Source organism: Solirubrobacter soli DSM 22325 (assembly GCF_000423665.1).
Classification (GTDB): Bacteria; Actinomycetota; Thermoleophilia; order Solirubrobacterales; family Solirubrobacteraceae; genus Solirubrobacter; species Solirubrobacter soli.
In genome coordinates, this window is sequence record NZ_AUIK01000010.1 from 344,105 (window position 1) to 363,807 (window position 19,703).

General features: G+C 69.7%; 15 protein-coding genes. 4 read left to right on the forward strand and 11 right to left on the reverse strand.

Translation table 11 applies throughout. From position 1 onward, the window contains the following. Nucleotides 1–9: 9 nt before the first annotated feature. From G569_RS0111490 to G569_RS47525, 7 genes are all read right to left on the reverse strand, one after another. Nucleotides 10–3,351 carry a ThuA domain-containing protein gene (locus G569_RS0111490; RefSeq protein WP_169542122.1) on the reverse strand — a complete coding sequence of 1,114 codons (3,342 nt, stop codon included), beginning with the start codon at nt 3,349–3,351 and terminating at the stop codon, nt 10–12. A 107-nt stretch (nt 3,352–3,458) separates the two neighbouring features. After that, complete coding sequence (locus G569_RS0111495) at nt 3,459–4,307, reverse strand: sugar phosphate isomerase/epimerase family protein (protein ID WP_028063523.1); 849 nt, start codon at nt 4,305–4,307, stop codon at nt 3,459–3,461. 4 nt (nt 4,308–4,311) lie between these two features. Further along, nucleotides 4,312–5,547 carry an ABC transporter substrate-binding protein gene (locus G569_RS0111500; RefSeq protein ID WP_028063524.1) on the reverse strand — a complete coding sequence of 412 codons (1,236 nt, stop codon included), beginning with the start codon at nt 5,545–5,547 and terminating at the stop codon, nt 4,312–4,314. A 31-nt stretch (nt 5,548–5,578) separates the two neighbouring features. Then, nucleotides 5,579–6,589 (reverse strand): ABC transporter permease, encoded by a 1,011-nt coding sequence (locus G569_RS0111505; protein WP_084284709.1) that lies wholly within the window; start codon nt 6,587–6,589, stop codon nt 5,579–5,581. A gap of 67 nt (nt 6,590–6,656) precedes the next feature. Further along, nucleotides 6,657–7,688, reverse strand: a complete 1,032-nt coding sequence (locus G569_RS0111510) for an ABC transporter permease (RefSeq protein WP_084284710.1) — start codon at nt 7,686–7,688, stop codon at nt 6,657–6,659. Beyond that, nucleotides 7,685–9,190 carry a sugar ABC transporter ATP-binding protein gene (locus G569_RS0111515; protein ID WP_028063527.1) on the reverse strand — a complete coding sequence of 502 codons (1,506 nt, stop codon included), beginning with the start codon at nt 9,188–9,190 and terminating at the stop codon, nt 7,685–7,687. The genes G569_RS0111510 and G569_RS0111515 overlap by 4 nt, the downstream gene beginning before the upstream one ends. Next, nucleotides 9,183–10,289 (reverse strand): Gfo/Idh/MocA family protein, encoded by a 1,107-nt coding sequence (locus tag G569_RS47525; protein WP_084284712.1) that lies wholly within the window; start codon nt 10,287–10,289, stop codon nt 9,183–9,185. The genes G569_RS0111515 and G569_RS47525 overlap by 8 nt, the downstream gene beginning before the upstream one ends. A gap of 136 nt (nt 10,290–10,425) precedes the next feature. Here G569_RS47525 and G569_RS65915 point away from each other — a divergent pair, with 136 nt between their 5' ends. Continuing rightward, complete coding sequence (locus G569_RS65915) at nt 10,426–11,601, forward strand: ROK family transcriptional regulator (RefSeq protein ID WP_037496122.1); 1,176 nt, start codon at nt 10,426–10,428, stop codon at nt 11,599–11,601. Nucleotides 11,602–11,783: 182 nt separating this feature from the next. Continuing rightward, a complete protein-coding gene (locus tag G569_RS0111530; RefSeq protein WP_028063529.1) occupies nt 11,784–12,293 on the forward strand; it encodes a MarR family winged helix-turn-helix transcriptional regulator in 510 nt (169 codons plus the stop codon). On the opposite strand, the gene G569_RS47530 is transcribed toward G569_RS0111530, so the two are convergent. Then, nucleotides 12,271–13,416 carry a Gfo/Idh/MocA family protein gene (locus tag G569_RS47530; protein ID WP_084284716.1) on the reverse strand — a complete coding sequence of 382 codons (1,146 nt, stop codon included), beginning with the start codon at nt 13,414–13,416 and terminating at the stop codon, nt 12,271–12,273. The genes G569_RS0111530 and G569_RS47530 overlap by 23 nt on opposite strands. A gap of 136 nt (nt 13,417–13,552) precedes the next feature. Here G569_RS47530 and G569_RS47535 point away from each other — a divergent pair, with 136 nt between their 5' ends. Then, entirely contained in the window at nt 13,553–14,782 is a 1,230-nt protein-coding gene (locus G569_RS47535) for an ROK family transcriptional regulator (RefSeq protein WP_053226200.1), read from the forward strand. A gap of 154 nt (nt 14,783–14,936) precedes the next feature. Then, nucleotides 14,937–16,103 carry an ROK family transcriptional regulator gene (locus tag G569_RS0111545; RefSeq protein WP_028063530.1) on the forward strand — a complete coding sequence of 389 codons (1,167 nt, stop codon included), beginning with the start codon at nt 14,937–14,939 and terminating at the stop codon, nt 16,101–16,103. Between the two features lie 206 nt (nt 16,104–16,309). Here G569_RS0111545 and G569_RS0111550 read toward each other — a convergent pair whose 3' ends face one another. Genes G569_RS0111550 through G569_RS0111560 form a run of 3 tightly spaced genes read right to left on the reverse strand, consistent with a single transcriptional unit; the run spans nt 16,310 to nt 19,691 of the window. Further along, complete coding sequence (locus G569_RS0111550) at nt 16,310–17,698, reverse strand: alkaline phosphatase family protein (RefSeq protein WP_028063531.1); 1,389 nt, start codon at nt 17,696–17,698, stop codon at nt 16,310–16,312. Then, nucleotides 17,695–18,831 carry a metabolite traffic protein EboE gene (gene eboE, locus G569_RS0111555; protein WP_028063532.1) on the reverse strand — a complete coding sequence of 379 codons (1,137 nt, stop codon included), beginning with the start codon at nt 18,829–18,831 and terminating at the stop codon, nt 17,695–17,697. Before eboE ends, G569_RS0111550 begins: the two co-directional genes overlap by 4 nt. Beyond that, the gene (locus G569_RS0111560; RefSeq protein ID WP_028063533.1) at nt 18,828–19,691 is read right to left on the reverse strand and encodes a TatD family hydrolase; all 864 of its coding nucleotides are present in this window, start codon (nt 19,689–19,691) and stop codon (nt 18,828–18,830) included. Before G569_RS0111560 ends, eboE begins: the two co-directional genes overlap by 4 nt. Between the last annotated feature and the right edge of the window lie 12 nt (nt 19,692–19,703).

Consider the following 19,703-nt stretch of genomic DNA (forward strand, 5'->3'; position numbering starts at 1 on the left):
GCGTGGTGGCTACGGAGTCGTCGTGGTGAGGACGAACCGGAGCGTCCGCGCGTACTGGCCTGAGACGAGGACGTCGGTGGCCTGGATCGCCTGGCTGAACTGGATGTTCGCGGTGGTGCTGGCGACCGGGGTCGCCCAGGTGGCCACCGTCCGCGGGGTGCCCGAGTTCGAGATGTTGGCGAGGGTGCCGCTGGCCTGCATGACCTGCAGGTTGCGCGGGATCACGGACGTGCCGTTCACGAGCCGGCCGTTGTTGGTCGTGTCGGGATCGTAGACCTGCAGCTGGGCGTTGGCCCAGGAGGAGGTCACGGTCGCCGCGGCGGTGCCCGTGTACGTCTGCGCCAGGCCCGGGATGAACGGGCCGAGCGTGGTCGGGGCGACGGCGAGCCCGAGGAAGCTCGGGACGGTCGCCTGGACCGCGGAGTCGACGACGGTCGGGTTCATGATCGTGAACGTCGCCGTCTTGGTCTCCTCGGCGTTGCCGCCGCGGTCGACGCCGCGGTACTCGATCGCGTAGTTGCCCTGGTCGGTCACCGTGACCGAGTTGGACAGGAACGGGTTCGAGAGACCGGCGTTGCTGTTCTTCTGCCACGCGCCCGGGACGCCGTTGAGGATCACGCGGTACTCCGTGTAGTCGACGCCGGCCATCGGCAGCGACGGGTCGGCGGCGCCGGCGTCGGTCGACGTGAACTTCACGGTGACCGGGCCGGAGTACGTGCGGCCGACACCCGGCGTCGCGGGGTCGAGCGTCACGGTGGTCGTCGGGGCCGCGGTCTCCTCGTAGACGTCGAACGTGATCTTCACGATCTGCGCCGTCGAGGTGGCCGTGACGTTGTTGCGGCAGCAGGTGACCGGGTAGCGGCTCATGTAGAGCGCGCCGTCGGAGCCGAACTGCGTGCCGATCACGAGGCTGTTCTGCTGGGCCGTGGCGCTACCCGCGTGGTTGTAGGGCAGCCAGTCCTGCATCCGCAGCATCGTGTTGTTGTCGCGGCGCAGGCGGACTTCCTTCCAGAAGCCGGTGTTCGAGCCGCGGTTGTTGATCAGCCAGGCGCCGTCGTAGTAGGCCGGGAAGCCGCCGGTGCCGAGCTTGGAGCCGTCGTAGCGGTAGATCGGGCCGGAGACCGGCTGCATGCCGCCCTCGGTGAGGTTTCCGAAGTCGGCCTCGCTCTGCTGGCCCGGGTTCGGCGCGGTGGTGGTGCCCGGGTACTTCTTCCAGATCGTGGCCGGGATCGGCTTGGGGATCTGGGCCAGGCCCTGGAACGTCGGGGCGACCGGCGTCTGGCCGTCCGGCGCGTAGTTGATGTCGGACGGGATCGTGTCGGTCGAGCAGTCGTACTTCTGCCCGGTCGACGTGTTGCCCGCGTAGTTCCAGCGGGTCATCGTGTTCGTCGGGGACTGATCGCCGACGCAGAACGGCCAGCCGAAGTTGCCGGCCTTGTTGATCAGGTTCCACTCGCAGGTACCTGCGGGCGAGCGGTCGGCGCGATCCGCGGACGCGTCGTGGCAGTACTCGCCCACGCCGATGATGCCCGGGTTCTTGGGATCGGTGTGCACCGTGAACGGCTGCCGGAAGCCCATGTTGTAGATCTCCGGCCGCGTGTTCGCGGTCCCGACCGGGAACAGGTTGCCCGACGGGATGTCATACGTGGTGCCGACGCCCGGGGACGCACCCGCGGCGATGTCGCCCTGCTTGGGCGTAATGCGCAGGACCTTGCCGCGCAGGTCCGCGGTGTTGGCCGCGGTCTTGCGGGCGTCCCAGCGCTCGGCGGAGCGGTAGTCCATCGGCGCGTACCCGCTGTGGCCGGAGGCGTTCGGCGAGACGTCGTCACCGACGCCGAGGTACATGTTGCCGGCGGAGTCGAAGTCCAGGCCGGCGCCACCCACGTGGCCCGGGCCGGAGTCCGTCGGACCGCCCGGGAAGCCGGACGGCGAGCCGCCGATCTTCGCCTTGGGAACGCGCAGGATCACGCGCTCGGAGCCGTCGACGACCGCGGTGCCCGCGGCGTTGAGCGTGAAGCGGCTGACCTGGTTGTAGCCGACCGTCTGCGCGGCGGGCGTGGCCACGATCGGCCAGCTGTCATTCGGGCCGGGCCGCGGCGAGTGGTACACGAAGACGTTGCGCTTGTTCGGGTCGCTCAAGTCGAAGCCCGGCTGCAGGGACATGCCCAGCACGCCGTCCTCGGAGTTGCCGTGATCCGCACGCGTGAGGATCGTGCCGACGATCGTCTTGTTGCCGGCGGGACCCTTCTGGTCGTGCATCATGATGTAGCCCTGCGAGTTGTACTGGTTGGCCACGACGCCGGCCTGACCCATCTCGGACCAGTAGACCTTGCCGTCGGGCGCCACGTCGATGCCGATCGGCTGATTGGCATCGGGCACCAGGACCGTGCGGTGGAAGCTCGACCACACCGTGCCGGAGCAGTCGGTCTTCTTGCCCTCGCCGGCCACCCAGCGCACGCCGCCGACGATCATCTTCACGAGGTTCGTGTCGCCGCCGTTCTCGGTGTAGCGGACGCCGAAGTGGCCCATGCCGGTGACCCAGGAGCGGCCGTCGCGGTACGTGCGGCGCGTGGGCGTGCCGTCGTCGATGTTGACGCCGTCGTAGAGCTTGCAGTACGTGATCGGGTGATCCTGGCCGCGGGCGTTGACGCCCGGGTTGTACGTGCGCTCGTCGAACGTCGCGAGCACGTGATGATCACCGCGCACGTTGCGCAGGTAGTTGTAGTGCTCGTCCATGAACGTCCACGTGTCCGGGAGGTCCTTGGTCGAGAGGTGGTTCGGGTCCGACACCTGGACCGTCGCCGCGTTGCCCGTGGCGTTGGTCGCCGCGTGGCCGGGCATCGTCGTGCCGACGAGCGAGTTGTTGCCGCCGTCCCACCAGTCCCAGATCGACTGACCCGCGCCGGCGTCGGTCGCGTTGTGGATGGCGGCGATGCCACCACCGTTCTGGACGTACTTGATGATCGCGTTCTTCTGCGGGTCCTGGAGCAGCGGGCCCGGCAGGTTGCCGCCCGCGAACTTCCACGACATGTTGAGCATCACGACCGCGTCGTACCGGGCGAGGTTCGCGTCCGTGAAGATGCGCGGGTTCTTGTCCGCGTTGTCGCACGTGCCCGTGCCTCCGCCGAGGAGGTTGCAGTCCTCCCAGTCGACGGTGTAGCCGAGCGCCTCCAGCTTCTGCTGGATGACCGGGCGACCGTTGTTGATGCCGTCGGTGTGACGGAACCCGGTCGTGCCCGTGTAGAGCATCACGCGCTTGCCCTGCCCCTGGGCCTGCGCTGCCGCCGGCAGTGCCAGCGCTCCCAACACGGCGCACGCAAGCGCGCCGTGCCAGAGACGACGTCTTCCCATCCCTCTCCCCCTCATGGACGAACGGTTAGTCGAAGGTGAGAAAGCTATGGGTGCGCTAAACCGATGTCAAGGTACTTCGGTTCGACACACGACAGAAGAAGCGCGCGTCAGGCGAACAATTCGCGCAGAAACACCAACCCGTCCACCGCAATGGCGTCCTGGGAGGCCTCGAGCGGGCGCCAGACCGAAGCGGCGGTGGCGATCGTCTCGTTCTCGGCCGTGAACGACTCGATCACGATCGGGCCTGCGTAGCCCGTATCGCGGATGGCGTCGCGGAATCCGGGCCAGTCGATGTGGTCCGAACCGGGCGCGCCGCGGTCGTTGGCCGAGGCGTGCACGTGCACGATCCGCGACCCGCCGGCCCGGAAGGAGCCGGCGAAGTCCTTCTCCTCCACGTTCGCGTGGTAGGTGTCCAGCAGCAGCCCGACCGAGTCGGGCAGCGGGTCGATGGCCTCCAGGGCCTGCTCGACCGTGTTGATCAGGCTCGTCTCATATCTGACCAGCGGCTCGATGCCGATCTTCACGCCCACCTGACCCGCGTGGTCGGCGACCGGCTTGAGGTTCTCGCGCAGCTCCGCGTACAGCGAAACGCGCTCATCCGGCGAGATCCGCCAGGTCCTGCCGGTGGAGGTGTAGATCGGGCCCGCGATCGCGCCCGCCCCCACCGTCGCCGCGACGTCCAGGCATTCCCGCAGGAATGCCTGGGTCGTCGCAACTGTCTCAGCGTCGGCGCCACACAACTCACGCCCCGGAGCCATCGCCACCGCGATCGAGGCACCGAGCCCGTGCTCGGTCAGTACCTCAGCGGCGTGTTCAGGACTCCAGTCCCCTAGCTGCTCGATCGGGAGCTCGACGACGTCGAACCCCATATCGCGCACCCGCGGCGCGAGCTGGGTCAGCCGCTCATCAGTGAGCGGGGAGACCCAGATCCACGTGTTGGCGCCGAGCTTGTTCATAGACCTACTTGCCGCCCCACTTCTGCGGGAAGCCCGGCAGGTCCTCGCAGCCGCACAGCGCGTAGTACAGCGGCGGCATGTTCGGCTTGACGTACTGGTCGAGGTTGTCGGCCGTGATCTTCGGCTGCGGCAGCACCCACTCCTTCGGGACCTCCTCGCCCTTCAGGATCTTGGTCGCGGCCACGACGGCCGTGCGCCACTGGAAGTTCGAGTACGTCGGAGCGACGGCGGTCAGGCCCTCGTCCTTCCACTTGGTCAGGAAGTCGTTCTGGTCCTCGCCGGTGATCGGCGGGACGTCCTGGCCGGAGTCCTCGAACGCCTCGATGGCGGCGACGGAGGTCGCACCGGCGTCCATCCAGACGCCGTCGAGGGAGCCTTCCTTCTGGATGTAGTCGGACACGATCGACTTCGTCTTGGCCGGGTCACCGTCGGTGAACTCGACGCCGACGACGTTCAGGCCGGCCTCGTCGAAGATCTTCTTGGCGCCGGACCACCGGGTCTCGAGCACGTCCACGCCCGGCAGGATGCGCAGGGCGAGGATCTTGCCACCCGGCTTGACCTTCTCCTTCAGGAACTCGGCCGCGTCAGCACCGAAGGCGTAGCCGCCGATCGGGTGGATGAACGTGACCGGGCAGTCGGTGGTGACACCGCGGTCGAAGACGATGACCGGAACGTCGGTCTTGCACGCGGCCTCGACGGCCGGGGTCAGCGTCTTGGTGGTGTTCGGGGCGATGATGATCGCATCGCACTTGCCGCCCGAGGTGAGCGACTCGATGTCAGAGATCTGCTTGTCGTCCTTCGCCTCGGCGTCGACGACCGTGAACTTCGCGATGTCCTTGTCGTTGTCCGCAGCGGCCTTCATCGTCTTGAGACCGTTCTGGCGCCACGGGTTGTCCGACGCGGCGTTCGAGAAGCAGACGTTCCAGCCCGTGCTCTTCTTGGACTTGAAGTCCGCCGTATCGACCATCTCCGGCTCGATCATCTGCAGCCACGGCGTGGACGCGTCGCCCTCCGGCGTCACGGACCGCTGCGCGAGCTGCTTGTCCATGTCCGCCTGATTGAAGAACTCCGCGTTGTTCTCGCCGGTGTTCGACTTCGCCGGGGTCTCCGTAGCGGCGGGCGTCGACGCGGTGTCGGTCCCCTTGTCACCGCTCGAAGTGTCGTCCGTCGTGCCGCACGCGGCGACGGTGGCACAGCAAGCCAGCAGGGCGAAGGGCCCCGCCAGTCTCCTCCAGGTCATCCGTTTCCTCCTCTGTTGTTGTGCATCTCCGTCACCGCGCGCCGCGAAGCCGGTACGACGCGAACGCGACGGCGGCGATGATGATCACGCCCTGGACTGTGTCCTCGAGCGCACCGGAGATGCCCTGCAGGTTGAGCCACGTGAACAGCGCCTCGAGGGTGAGGGCGCCGGCCATCGCGGCCACGACCGATCCACGGCCGCCACCGAGCACGACCCCGCCCAGCACGCAGGCGGTGATCGCGTCGAACTCGAGGCCCTTGCCGACCTGGGCCGAGACCCCGCCGAAGCCTGCGAGCAGAATGCCCGCGACGGCGGCCAGGGTGCCCGAGAGCACGAAGGCCATGATCCGCACGCGGTCCACGCGCACGCCCGACAAGCGGGCGGCTCGTTCATTGTCGCCCGTGGCGATCAGCTGCCGGCCGAAGTCGGAGCGCATCAAGACCACGGATGCGCCGCCGATGACGACCAGGATGATCACCGACCACGGGAGCTGCTCGATCCAGGGGATCCCATCGATCCCCTGACGACCGATCGAGCGGAAGTTGTCGGCCAGCGCGCCCGTTGGCGCGCCGCCTGTCCATAGGAACACGGCTCCGTTGAGGATCAGCAGCATGCCGAGCGTCGTGATGAACGACGGCACGCGCAGGATCGTCGAGATGAAGCCGTTGACCAAGCCGACCGTGACCCCGATCAGCAGGAGCAGCACGATCACGGGCCAGGTCCGGTCGCTTTCGCCGTCGATCAGCTTCGCGGCGACGACCACGATCACTGTCACCAGCGAGCCGACCGAGAGGTCGAAGTTGCCGCTGATGAGCACGAAGTACGAGCCGGCGGCCAGGATCACGAGCGGGGCCGAGCGCTTCAGGTAGGCCAGGAACGGCCCGGGCTCGGCGAACGTCGGGTTCAGGATCGTGATCCAGACCCAGAGGATCAGCAGCAGCACGAAGATCGTGCCGGTGCTCGTCAGCGACTTCAGGATCCGGCGCCCGCGGTCGCCCGCGTCCGCGCCGAACCCCGAGGCGGTGGCGTTCTCGGTGCTCATCGGATGCCCTCCCCACAATGGGACGCCTGAAACCCGCGCTTGGGGCCGCGGTGGCCTGCCATCAGGCTCATGCCTTCTTCTCCGTCCGCCGGGCGTAGACCGCGACCGCGGCGATGATGATGATCCCTCGGACGACGTCCTTGAGGAACGCGTTGAACTCGAGCTGGTTGAACACGTTGTCGAGCACCGCGAGGATCGCGACGCCGCCCATCGTGCCCACCACGCCGCCGCGGCCGCCGGTCAGGGCGGTGCCGCCGAGGACCACCGCGGCGATCGACTCGAGGTCGTAGCCGCCGTCGGTGCCCACGGTGGGCGTGCCCGCCCGCAGGCGCGCGGCGAGGAAGATGCCGGTGATCACCGCGGTCAGCGAGCACACGACGTGCGCCGCGATGATCGTGCGGTGCGTGCGCAGGCCGGAGAGCTTGGACACATCCTCCGAGCCGCCGACCGCGTAGATGCGGTAGCCGAAGCGCGTGCTGCGCAGCATGACGAAGACGACGATCGCGACCGCCAGCAGCAGGAAGAACGACATCGGGATCAGGCCGAAGCGCGTGTACCCGAGGTCCTGCGAGAACCCGACCGGCACACCGCCGGCGGGGCCGTCCCACTTGTTCTGGATGATGCCGTCGAGGATCAGCGCCATGCCGAGCGTCGCGATGAACGCGTTGACGCGCAGCTTGGTGATGATCAGGCCGTTGGCCAGGCCGACCACGACGCCGAGTCCGAGCACGAGCAGGATCGCCGGCAGCACGTTGGACTGCTGGCCGTCCATCGTCTGCGATGTCAGTAGCGATGACAGCGAGATCAGCTGCGCGACCGACAGGTCGAGCGAGCCGAGCAGGATCACCACGGTCTGGCCGACGGCCACGATGCCGAGCGCGACGGAGCGCTGCAGCATGTTCACGATGTTGCCGGTGGTCAGGAAGTCGCCGCCGTGGATCGTGACCACGATCCAGCCGATGACGAAGATGCCGATCAGCGCGCCATAGACCGGCGCGGCCGGCGAGGAGAGCACACCGATACGCCACGCGGCGATGCGCTCCGAGCGCGGCGTGGGGCGCGAGCCCGTGGACTGCTCCGGCGGGTCCACCACGGTCATGCCGCTGCCTCCTCATGCGAGCCGGTGGCGTATTCCATGATCTGCGGCTCGGAAGCGCCCGCGGGCAGCTCGCCCGCCAGCTCGCCCTCGTGCATCACGAGGATCCGGTCGCTCATCCCGATCAGCTCCGGGAGCTCGGAGGAGATCATCAGTACGGCGACACCATCCTTCGCGAGCTTGCGGATCAGGTCGTGGATGCCGGCCTTGGCGCCGACGTCGATGCCACGCGTCGGCTCGTCGAAGATCAGGATCTTCGGCTGGCACTCCAGCCACTTGGACAGCACGACCTTCTGCTGGTTGCCGCCCGAGAGGAAGCGGACCTCCTGGTCGGGGCCGGTGGCGCGCAGCTCGGTGACCTCGGCCAGCTCCTTGACGGTCATCAGCCCCGGCGTGTTGCGGCGCTTGCGCGCGGGCAGCACGGTCCGGACCGCGAGCATCATGTTGTCGGCGATCGACTGGCCGAGCGCGAGGCCCTCGGCCTTGCGGTCCTCGGTGATGAACCCGACGCCGGCCTTGACGGCCTGGCGCGGGTGGCGGAACCGCGACGCCTTGCCGTTGATCTCGATCGTGCCCGAGCTCACGGGGTCGGCGCCGAAGATCGCGCGCGCGATCTCGGTGCGCCCGGAGCCCTGCAGGCCCGCGAGGCCGACGATCTCGCCCGCCCGCACCTCGAGATTGACATCGCGCAGCAGCGGTGTCGTGAGGCCCGAGACCTTCACGCGCACCTCGCCGACGTCCTCCTTGACACCGCGCGGCGGGAAGTAGCCGTCGAGCTCGCGACCGACCATCAGCGACACGAGCGTGCGCTGGTCGCAGTCGGAGGTGGCAAGCGTCTTGACGACGCCGCCGTCCTTGATGACCGTGATGCGATCGGAGAGCTGGAAGACCTCGCGCAGGCGGTGCGAGATGTAGAGGATGCCGACGCCCAGCTCCTGCAGGCGGCGGATCAGCGTGAACAGCAGCTCGACCTCGTTGTCGGCCAGCGCCGCGGTCGGCTCGTCGAGCACGAGGATGCGCGCATTGAGCGAGCGCGCCTTGATGATCTCGACGACCTGCTGCTGCGCGACCGACAGCCAGCGCACGGGCGTGCGCGGGCTGAAGCTGCTCTCGCCGACCTCCTCCAGGAGCGCGGCGGTCTCGCGCTCCATGCGCTTGCGGTCGACGAACCCGCCCTTCGTCGGCTCACGGCCGACGAAGACGTTCTCGGCGACGTTGCGCTCGGGCAGGAGGTTGAACTCCTGGTAGACGATGCCGACGCCGGCGGCCTGGGCCTGCGCCGGGTGCGAGAAGTGCTGCTCGGCGCCGTCGATCGTGATCGAGCCCTCGTCCGGCGTGTAGACGCCCGAGAGGATCTTCATCATCGTCGACTTGCCGGCGCCGTTCTCGCCCACGATCGCGTGCACCTCGCCCGCGCGCAGGTCGAGGTCGACGCCGTGCAGGACCTGCACGCCGACGAACGACTTCTTGATCCCCTGCATGCGCAGGAGCTGCTGATCAGACATCGACCGACCCCGCCGTCAGGGCGGCCGCGTCCGGCACGTCCACCCAGGTCTCGGTGCGGGCGGAGGACAGCACTGCGGCGGTGATGCGCGCGGCGCGCAACCCGTCGCGGAACGTCGGCATGCCCTCCGGCGCGTCACCCGTCTGCGCCGCCGCGTAGGCGTCGGCGACGAAGGCGTCGAAGCAGTCGTGGTAGCCCTGTGGGTGGCCGGCGGGAAGCGTCGTCATGCGCGCCGCCGGGGCGGACAGGGCACCCGGGTCGCGCTTGATGACGGTCGCGTTCTCGCGCCGGCCGACCCACAGCTCCTCCGGCCCCTCCTGATTGAAGGCCAAGGCCTCGTTGGCACCGTCGATCTCGAGCGCGAGCATGTTCTTGCGGCCCGCGGAGATCTGGGAGATGACGGCACTGCCGACCGCGCCGCGGTCGGTCTCGAACTGCAGGATCACTGCGTCCTCCGTCACGCGCTCGGGGACAGACGTAAAGAGGCGGGCGCTCACGCGCGTGATCCGGTGACCGGTCACGAACTCCGCCAGGTCGCACCAGTGCGATCCGATGTCGGCGAAGGCCCGCGACGCGCCGCCGAGCTGCTCGTCGACGCGCCAGTTGTCGTCGGTGGGGCGCAGCAGCCAGTCCTGGAGGTAACCGCCGTGGATCAGGCGGACCGGGCCGCTGACGCCCGTGCGGATGCGCTCGCGCGCCTCCCGCACCGTGGGGTAGTAGCGGTACACGAACGGCACCGCGGTGGCGAGGCCCGAGGCCGTCGCCGCATCGACCATCTCCTCCGCCCCGCGGTCGTCGACCGCCAGCGGCTTCTCGCAGATCACGTGCTTGCCGGCGGCCAGCGCGGCCTCGGCGAGCGGCAGGTGCAGATGGTTGGGCGTGCAGATGTGCACGACGTCGACGTCAGGAGCCTCGACGAGCTCCTCCGCCGTATCGAACGAGCGCTCGGCCCCGAGCGCCGCAGCGGCGAGTAAACCCCTCTCGGGCGAGGATGCGGCGACGCCAACAAGGCGTGCACCCGCGAGACGCGCGGACCGAGCGTGGACAGCACCGATGAACCCCGTCCCCGCAATGGCGACGCGAACCTCTCCTCCAGACATGAACGCGGACCCTAGGCTCCCTTAGCCCGGATGTCAAGCAAAAGGTTGTTGAATTCTGGCGGGTCGCCCGACTAAATACGAACTCAATGTTGCACTTCGGTCGGAAGTGAGCACGAAGTCTGGTTAACTCGTGGACATGCTCGAAGGCACGACCGGCGCCGGCGGCGTGCTGAAGCTCATCCGCGACGGCCGAGCCACCACACGCACAGAATTGGCTGAGCAGAGCGGACTTTCGCGTTCCACGCTGGCCGAACGCGTCCAGTCGCTGCTGGCTCTAGACCTATTGCAGGAAGCCATCGGCGTCGCTTCCACGGGCGGACGTCCTCCTGCAACCCTCACCTTCAATCGTAGTGCCGGAGTCGTCCTCGTGGCGGATCTGGACGCATCTCGGAGCCGGGTTGCCGTCTGCGACCTCGGTGCAACCCCGCTGGCGGAGCACTCGCTGACGCTGGATCCCACGTTGGAGCCCGCCGCGGTGTTGAGCGAGATCCACACCGAGTTGGGTTTACTTTTGGAGCGCGGTGGTATCGCGCCCTCGCGTGCGCGGGGTATCGGTGTTGCTGTGCGGGCGCCGGTGGCGATCGGCCGCGGCGCTCCCGTCGACGCGCGGATGATGCCGGGCTGGGAGGGCTTGGAGATCCCGCGCTGGTTCGCCACCCACTCGGACCTGCCCGTGCTCGTCGACAGCCACGTCAACGTGATGGCCCTGGGCGAGCACTTCGAGCACTGGCGTGACGTCGACCACATCGTGTTCGTCAACGTCGGCACGACGATCGAGTGCGGGATCGTGTCCGGGCACGGCGTCCACCGCGGCGCGCACGGGGCGGCGGGCGACATCGGCCACATCCGGCTCGCCGGCCACGACGACGTGCTCTGCCCGTGCGGGAACACCGGCTGCCTGGAGGCGGTCGCGGGCGGCGACGCGCTCGCGGCGAACCTGACGGCGGCGGGGCTGCCGGCCCGCTCGGTGCGCGACGTGATCGCGCACGCGCGCGCAGGGGAGGCGGTCGCGCTGCAGGCGATCCGCGGCGCCGGGCGCGCGGTGGGCGAGGTCCTGGCCGAGTGCATCAACTTCTACAACCCCGGCGCGATCGTGGTCGGCGGCGCGCTGGCCGACGCGCCGCAGCAGCTGCTGGCGGGCGTGCGCGAGACCGCGATCGCGCGCTCGCTGCCGATGGCGACACGCGACCTGCGGATGGGGGCGGCCCGTCTCGGCGCCCGCGCGGGCGTGATCGGGGCGGCGGTGATGGTGATCGAGCACGTGCTCGCGCCCGAGAACGTGGATCGCGCCGTTCAGCGTCACGCGCGCTAGTAACTGGTGGACGCGACCGCGAGCACGGTCGATCGCCGGCCAGATCACCGGTCGTCCCTGCCGGGACGCGGTCGGCGCGTGCATACCGGTGGTACGTGGGCGCCGGCCGGGGCCCGGCAGGAACGAGCGGGGCCCGCCAGAATCGACCGTGCTCTCGGGAGCGGCCACTAGTCTGTCCGGCCTTGCCTGACTTCGACCCCGTTGCCGAGGCGCGGCGGAACTGGAGCGCCCACTGGGGCGACGAGCCGGTCCCGTCGATGAGCGCCGTCACCTCGATCATGCGCGTCCAGCAGATCCTGCTCGCGCGTCTGAACGAGGAGCTGAAGGCGTTCGACTTGACGTTTCCGCGCTACGAGGCGCTGATGCTGCTGTATTACTCGCGGGCCGGGGCGCTCCCGCTGGGCAAGATGGGCGACCGGCTGCAGGTGCACCGCACGTCGGTGACCAACATCATCGACGGGCTCGAGCGCTCCGGCTACGTCACGCGCGAGCCGCACGAGCGCGACCGCCGGACGACGCTGGCGGCGATCACCGAGCGCGGCCGCGAGGTCGCCGCGACGGCGACCCCGGTGCTCAACGGGCTGAAGTTCGGGACGGCGCCGCTGGAAGCGGCAGACCTCGACTCGATCACGGCCGTGCTCGAACGCCTGCGCGCCGACGCGGACGGCTTTACGCCCGCACCTCGTCCGTGAGATCGACCCAGCGGGCCTCGCTCGCCGAGGTCAGCACGGCGTCGGTGATGCGGGCGGCGCGCAGCCCGTCCTTGAAGGCCGGCATGCCCTCCGGCGCCGTCCCCGCCGCGACCGCGGCATAGGTCTCGGCGACGAAGGCGTCGAAGCAGTCGCCGTAGCCCTGCGGGTGGCCGGGCGGTAGGTGGTTGTAGCGGGCGGCGGCCGCGGTCAGGTGCTCGGGGTCGCGCTTGAGCAGCGCCACCGCCTCGCGGCGCCCGATCCACAGCGTCTCCGGCTCCTCCTGGTTGAACTCCAGCGCCTCCTCGGCGCCGTCGAGCTCGAGCAGCAGGCGGTTCTTGCGGCCCGCGGAGATCTGCGAGATCACCGCGGTGCCGAGCGCGCCCTGATCGGTCTCGAACTGGATCAGCGCCGCGTCCTCGGTGTCGACGACCTTCGGCGCGCCGTGGCCGTCGGCGGCGGCGAACGCGGCGTGGGCCTCGCTGCTGAGCCGTTCAGGAAGGGCGGTCACAGTGCGCGCTGAGACCTTCGTGATCCGGTGGCCGGAGACGAACTCGGCGAGGTCGCACCAGTGGCTGCCGATGTCGGCGAAGGCGCGCGAGGCGCCGCCGTACTGCGCGTCGACGCGCCAATTGTCGTCCTCGGGGCGCAGCAGCCAGTCCTGCAGGTAGCTGCCGTGGAGCAGGCGGATCGGCCCGCTCACGCCCGTGCGCACGCGTTCGCGCGCCTCACGCACCGTCGGGTAGTAGCGGTAGACGAACGGGACGCTCGCGATCCGGCCGCTGGCGTCGGCGGCGTCGCTGAGCGCCTGAGCGCCGGCGCCGTCGAGGGCGATCGGCTTCTCGCACACGACGTGCTTGCCGGCGGCGAGGGCCGCCTCGGCGAGCGGGACGTGCAGGTGATTCGGCGTGCAGATGTGCACGACATCGATGTCGGGCGCTTCGACCAGCCGTTCGGCGGTGTCGAAGGCGAGCTCGGCCCCGAGGGCCGCGGCCGCGCGCTCGGCGCGGTCGGCAGTGGATGCGGCGACCCCGACAAGGCGCGCACCTGCGAGCCGGGCGGACCGCGCATGGACGGCACCGATGAACCCGGTCCCAGCAATGGCAACGCGTAGACGTCGAGACATGTGAACCAACCTAGTTCGGCTTTATCCGAGTGTCAAGCAAAAGCCCCGCAGTATTGACCCGAGGCGACCATGCATTACACGTGTCATCAGAGGGACTTCAGTCGACTCCGACCGAGAAGTCTGGTTAACTTCTCTCATGCTCACCGCGGGAGAGAGCCACGACCCCACGTCACCGACGGGGGCCGGGCGCGTGCTCAGCTTGATTCGGGATGGCGAAGCGGTGACGCGCGCGGACCTGGCTCGGCGCACCGGCCTGGCCCGCTCGACGGTGGCCCAACGCGTGGAGGCGCTCCTCGCGCACCAGCTGGTCTACGAGGCCGGGGGCTCGGCCTCCACCGGCGGGCGCCCGCCCACCGTACTCGCTTTCAACCGGTCCGCGGGCGTGGTGCTCGTCGCCGACCTCGGCGCGACCCATTCACGACTCGCGGTCTCTGACCTTGCGGGGGCCCCTCTGAGCGAGCGCGCGTACGACACGGACGTCGCGCGCGCCCCGGAGGAAGTTCTCGGGTGGGTGCACGAGCGCTTCACCGCGCTGCTCGAGGAGATCGGGCGCGATCCTGACGACGTCCGCGGGATCGGCATCGGCGTGCCCGCGCCGGTCGCGTTCTCGCGGGGAGAGCCGGTGGCGCCGCCGATGATGCCGGGATGGGACGGTTTCTCGATCCCGGGCTGGTTCTCGCGCCACTACGACGCGCCGGTGCTCGTCGACAACGACGTCAACATCATGGCGCTGGGCGAGCATTGGTCGCACTGGCGTGAGACCGAGCACCTGCTCTACGTGAAGATCGGGACCGGGATCGGCTGCGGGATCGTGTCGGGACGCCGGATCCACCGCGGCGCGCAGGGCGCGGCGGGGGACATCGGCCACGTCCGGCTGGCGGGACATGACGACATCGTGTGCCGCTGTGGCAACGTCGGCTGCCTCGAAGCGGTCGCGGGCGGGCGGGCGCTGGCGGCCAAGCTGGCCGACGCGGGCCTTCCGGCGCGCAGCTCGCGCGACGTGGTCAGGTTCGTCAAAGCGGGCGAGCCGCTGGCGATCCAGGCCGTCCGCGAGGCCGGCCGCTGCCTCGGCGAGGTGCTCGCCGAGTGCATCAACTTCTTCAACCCGGGCGCGATCGTGCTCGGCGGCGACCTCGCCGAGGCGCACCAGCAGCTGCTGGCCGGCGTGCGCGAGGTCTCCTTCGGCCGCTCGCTGCCGATGGCGACGCGGGACCTGCGGCTCGGCTGCTCGCAGCTGGGTGACCGGGCGGGCGTGATCGGCGCGGCGATCATGGTGATCGAGCACGTGCTCGCGCCGGAGACGGTCGACCGCGCGATCCAGGCCTACATGAGCGGTGGCGCGCGCCGTCGCCAGCAGACCGTCTAGGCCTTCGGGGTTAGAACGTGTTTCTTCGCAACGCGTGTAAAGCTGGCCAGTTTGTCGGATCACCCGCGTAACTTTCGGCCATTATGCGATCCAAACCCGCCGCTACCTCTGCTTTACTTCCGTCGATGGCGGACCGTATGACGATTGGAGCAAGATGACCGGCGCGGGTTCGCTGCTCCGATTGATCCGCAACGGCGAGGCCGTCACACGCGCGGACCTGGTCCGGCGCACAGGGCTGGCACGTTCGACCGTCGCCCAGCGCCTGGACGCGCTGCTGGCGCATCAGCTGGTCTACGAAGCCGGTGGGTCGGCTTCCACCGGTGGGCGTCCCCCGACCGTCCTGGCGTTCAACCAAGGCGCGGGCGTGGTCCTCGTGGCGGATCTCGGAGCGACCCATTCGCGCCTCGTCGTGTCCGACCTGGCCGGCGCGCCGCTGGCCGAGACGACGTTCGACATGGACATCGCCGACGGCCCCGAGGCCGTGCTCGACTACGTCCACCAGCGCTTCGAGCTGCTGCTGGGCGAGATCTCGCGCGCTGCCGCGGACGTGCGTGGCATCGGCGTCGGTGTCCCCGGTCCGGTCGCGTTCTCGCGCGGCGAGCCGGTCGCCCCGCCGATCATGCCGGGCTGGGACGGGTTCTCGGTCCCCGACTGGTTCTCCAAGCACTACGACGCCCCGGTGCTCGTCGACAACGACGTCAACATCATGGCGCTGGGCGAGCACTGGACCCACTGGCGCGACATCGAGCACCTGCTCTACGTGAAGATCGGCACCGGTATCGGCTGCGGCATAGTGGCCGGCCGCCGGATCCATCGCGGCGCCCAGGGCGCGGCCGGCGACATCGGCCACGTGCGCCTGGCCGGCCATGACGACGTCGTGTGCCGCTGCGGCAACATCGGCTGCCTCGAGGCGGTCGCGGGCGGGCGCGCCCTGGCCGCGAACCTCTCCGCCGTCGGCCTGCACGCCGAGTCCTCGCGCGAGGTCGTCGCGTTGGTGCGCGCCGGCGAGCCCCAGGCGATCCAGGCCGTCCGCGACGCGGGCCGCTACCTCGGCGAGGTCCTCGCGGGCTGCGTGAACTTCTTCAACCCGGGCGCCATCGTCATCGGCGGCGACATCTCCGAGGCCCACCAGCAGCTGCTGGCGGGCGTGCGCGAGGTGATCTTCCAGCGCTCACTGCCGCTCGCCACGGGCGATCTGCGGATCGTGCCGTCGCGCCTGGGCGACCGCGCGGGCGCGATCGGTGCGGCGATCATGGTGATCGAGCACGTTCTGGCGCCGGAAGCGGTTGACCGGGCCATTCAGGCCGGTCTCGCCGCTTAGGACGACGGCAAGCACTCAAGGCGTGCGGGAGAGCCCTGCCGCTGCGGCGGCCGGGCGCAACCGCGCGCGGGCACGCCGCCGCGCCTCGCCCGCGCCACGCCGGCGCCGCGCCACGCCGGCGCCGCGCCACGCCGGCGCCGCGCCACGCCGGGGTGGCGAACGTTTCGCCCTCGTACAGGGGCGAAACGTTCGCCACCCCCTCGAAATCAGGCCCTCGCGGACTCCGTGACGCCGCTCAGGTCGAGCAGGAGATCGCGCACTTCCGTGGCGGCGATTCGTTCGCGAGCGAAGGAACCCTCGCTGCAGAGGAAGACGGGTCCGTCCTCGTCTGAGGGGGGCAGGAGGCCGTGGGTGCCCTTGACGTACTTGGACGCGTCGAGGCCCACGACGCTCATGACGTAGCGGAAGCCGGTCATCTTGCGTCCGAGGGCGAGGCCCGCGCGGAGCTTGGCGCCCTTTTCGTCGTCCGGGTCCATGAACAGCTCGGCGGGGTCGTAGCCCGGCTTGCGGTGGATCTCCACCTGGCGGCCGAAGTCCGGGGCGTGGGCGTTGTCGAGCCAGTAGTGGTAGGTGAACCAGGCGTCGCGCTCGGCTAGGACGACGAGCTCGCCGGAGCGCTCGTGCGCGAGGCCGGCGGCGGCGAGCGCCTCGCCTTCCAGCACCTCCCCCACGCCGTCGAGTCCCGCGATCGCCTCGCGGGCGGCGGGGAGATCGGCGGGGTTGGCGACGTAGACGTGGGCGATCTGGTGGTCCGACACCGCAAACGCGCGCGAGGTCCACGGATCGAGGTACTCCATGCCCGCCTGCGTGTAGACGTTCAGGAGCCCCGCGCGGCGTAGGGCGCGGTTGATCTCCACCGGGCGCTTGGCCTCGGTGATGCCGTACTCGCTCAGCACGACGGCCTTGTCGCCGCGACCCTGGATGTGATCAAGCAGGTCGCCCAGGACCTCGTCGAGCTCACGCGCGGCCTTGGCCGCCTCGGGGCTGTTGGGGCCGAAGCGCTGGTGGTCGTAGTCGAGGTGCGGCAGGTAGACCAGCAGCAGGTCGAGCTGCTCGTTGTCGAGCACGATCTTGGCCGCGTCGGCGATCCACTTGGTGGACTTGATCGACGCCGTCGGGCCCCAGTACTGGAAGAGCGGGAAGTCGCCCAGCGGGCCGGTCAGGTTGTCGTGCAGCTGCGGCGGGTACGTGTAGCAATCCGGCGACTTGCGGCCGTCGGCGTGGTAGATCGGGCGCGGCGTGACCACGAGGTCCGTCGACATCCCCATCGCGTACCACCAGCAGAGGTTCGCGGCGCGGAAGCCCGGCTTGGAGCGGCGCGCGGTGTCCCACACGTTCTCGCCCTGCACGAGCTTGTTGTGCTGGCGCCAGAGGAAGACCTCGCCGAGGTCGCGGAAGTACCAGCCGTTGCCGACGATGCCGTGGTCGGTGGGGGTCAACCCCGTGGTGAACGTCGCCTGGACCGAACAGGTGACCGCGGGCACGATCGGGTCAAGTGCGGCCTGGAAGCCGTCCGCGCCGAGCTTGGAGACCCGGGGCATGTCCTTCAGTGCGCGCGGCGTGAGCCCCACCGCGTCAATGACCACGAGCGTCATTCGATCACCTCTGCTCCCAGCGCGACCAACCGGTCGCGCGTCCATTCCAGTTCACCCGCCAGACCGGCCACGAGTCCCTCGTCGTCGCGCGGCGCGTCGCGCATCACGCTCCACGTGTAGGTCTCGACCTCATAGTGACGGGTCAGCGGCGCGGGCCCGCCGGCGAGCGCGGCCAGGGTCGCGCTCAGCTCGGCCTGCGTCGTGTGCTCGGCCGAGTTGACCGGCACGTGGAAGTGCACCCGCCACTCGCGCTCGCCCGGCAGGCCGCCGGCCAGCGCCTCGGGCAGGTCGTCCGTCCCCTCGACGTGCGAGTTCACGCACTCGCGCACCTGGTGCAGGAACTTCGGCTCGTCGAAGCGGGCGAGCAGCTCGCGCCCCTCCTCAGTCCCGGGCGAAGGGACGCGAAGCGCCGAACTCACTTGTGTCTTGACGATCGGAACATTTTTTGATGCGAGCAGCTCGACCGCCTCGGCGGGGTCCTCGAACTGCACCGCGAGGTGGCAGGCGTCGAGGCAGACGCCGATCCAGTCGGGCGCGAGGCCGCCGATCGCGTCGCACGCCTGCGCGATCGTCTCGACCGTGCAGCCGGGCTCGGGCTCGAGCGCCAGCCGGATCGTCTTGCCGGTCGCGTGCTCGATCTCCTCGAGCTCGACGGCGAGATCGGCGAGCGCGCGCAGCGCGGCGTCCTGGGCGGCGTCGTCCCAACCCTCGCGCCAGCCGAGCGGCAGCGTCGAGATCGACCCGTCGGTCACGTCGGCGGGCAGCAGCTTGGCCAGCAGGCGGGCGAGCCCGAGCGTGTACTCGCGGCGGTCGTCCTGCGCCCAGTGCGGCCAGTAGACGTCGCGCTTGACGACGTCCGCGTGGAACGCCTTGTACGGGAACCCGTTCAACGTGACCACTTCCAGCGAGAGCCGCTCGAGCTGATCGGCGAGCCGCGAAGCGGCCGCCTCGTCGGCGACCGCGGGCGCGGCGACCCAGAGCCCGATGCCGAGTTTCGGCACGTCGAGCTTCTCGCGCACGCGCGCGGTGAACCGTTCGAGCTGCGCCGCGACCCCGTCGAGATCGTCAGCCGGGTGGACGTTGGAGCAGTAGGCGAGGTGCAGCAGGCTGCCGTCGGCGTGCCGCAGCCTCACGCCCGCTCACCGCGAAGCACACCGGACCCTTCGAACGTCGCCGTCAAATCCGCCTCGCCCAGCTCGTCGAGGATCAGCCGCCCGCTCTGGGCGAAGAACTCGACCGGGTTGCGCCAGACGACCTGGTCGATGACGTCGTCGTCGAACCCGGCCTCCTTCATCGCATCCGCGGTCTTGCGGACCTTCAGCGGATCGCTCACGCCCCAGTCGCACGCCGAGTTGACGATGATCCGCTCCGGCCCGTGCTCCTCGAGCACGCGGACCATGCGGTACTCGTCCATCTTCGTGCCCGGGTAGATCGAGAAGCCCGCCCAGGAGCCGGACGCCAGCACCTCGTTGACCGTGAGCTCGTTGTTGTGGTCGATGACCACGAGCTCGGGCGCGATGCCGGATTCCTCGACCAGCTCGATCGTCCGCCGCGTGCCGGCCGCCTTGTCGCGGTGCGGGGTGTGCACGAGCACGGGCAGCTCGAACTCGACCGCCAGCTTGAGCTGCTCGCGGAACGCCTCGTCCTCGGCGGGCGTCATCGAGTCGAAGCCGATCTCGCCGACCGCCACCACGCCGTCCTTGGCCAGGAAGCGCGGGAGGACGTCGAGGACGTCGCGGCGCAGCTGGTCGTCGTTGGCCTCCTTGGGGTTGAGGCCGATCGTGCAGTGATGGCGGATGCCGAACTGCGCCGCGCGGAAGCGCTCCCAGCCCAGCAGCGAGTTGAAGTAGTCGATGAACGAGCCGACGTACGTGCGCGGCTGGCCGAGCCAGAAGGCCGGCTCGACCAACACCTTGACGCCCGAGGCCGCCATCGCCTCGTAGTCGTCGGTGGTCCGCGACGTCATGTGCGCGTGCGGGTCGAAGATCCTCATGGCTGGCTCTCC

What these genes read in the sequence shown, in the direction of transcription:
- G569_RS0111490 (WP_169542122.1), bottom strand. Translation starts at nt 3,351, where the DNA reads ATGGGAAGACGTCGTCTCTGGCACGGCGCGCTTGCGTGCGCCGTGTTG.
- G569_RS0111495 (WP_028063523.1), bottom strand. Translation starts at nt 4,307, where the DNA reads ATGAACAAGCTCGGCGCCAACACGTGGATCTGGGTCTCCCCGCTCACT.
- G569_RS0111500 (WP_028063524.1), bottom strand. Translation starts at nt 5,547, where the DNA reads ATGACCTGGAGGAGACTGGCGGGGCCCTTCGCCCTGCTGGCTTGCTGT.
- G569_RS0111505 (WP_084284709.1), bottom strand. Translation starts at nt 6,589, where the DNA reads ATGAGCACCGAGAACGCCACCGCCTCGGGGTTCGGCGCGGACGCGGGC.
- G569_RS0111510 (WP_084284710.1), bottom strand. Translation starts at nt 7,688, where the DNA reads ATGACCGTGGTGGACCCGCCGGAGCAGTCCACGGGCTCGCGCCCCACG.
- G569_RS0111515 (WP_028063527.1), bottom strand. Translation starts at nt 9,190, where the DNA reads ATGTCTGATCAGCAGCTCCTGCGCATGCAGGGGATCAAGAAGTCGTTC.
- G569_RS47525 (WP_084284712.1), bottom strand. Translation starts at nt 10,289, where the DNA reads ATGTCTGGAGGAGAGGTTCGCGTCGCCATTGCGGGGACGGGGTTCATC.
- G569_RS65915 (WP_037496122.1), top strand. Translation starts at nt 10,426, where the DNA reads ATGCTCGAAGGCACGACCGGCGCCGGCGGCGTGCTGAAGCTCATCCGC.
- G569_RS47530 (WP_084284716.1), bottom strand. Translation starts at nt 13,416, where the DNA reads ATGTCTCGACGTCTACGCGTTGCCATTGCTGGGACCGGGTTCATCGGT.
- G569_RS47535 (WP_053226200.1), top strand. Translation starts at nt 13,553, where the DNA reads ATGCTCACCGCGGGAGAGAGCCACGACCCCACGTCACCGACGGGGGCC.
- G569_RS0111545 (WP_028063530.1), top strand. Translation starts at nt 14,937, where the DNA reads ATGACCGGCGCGGGTTCGCTGCTCCGATTGATCCGCAACGGCGAGGCC.
- G569_RS0111550 (WP_028063531.1), bottom strand. Translation starts at nt 17,698, where the DNA reads ATGACGCTCGTGGTCATTGACGCGGTGGGGCTCACGCCGCGCGCACTG.
- G569_RS0111560 (WP_028063533.1), bottom strand. Translation starts at nt 19,691, where the DNA reads ATGAGGATCTTCGACCCGCACGCGCACATGACGTCGCGGACCACCGAC.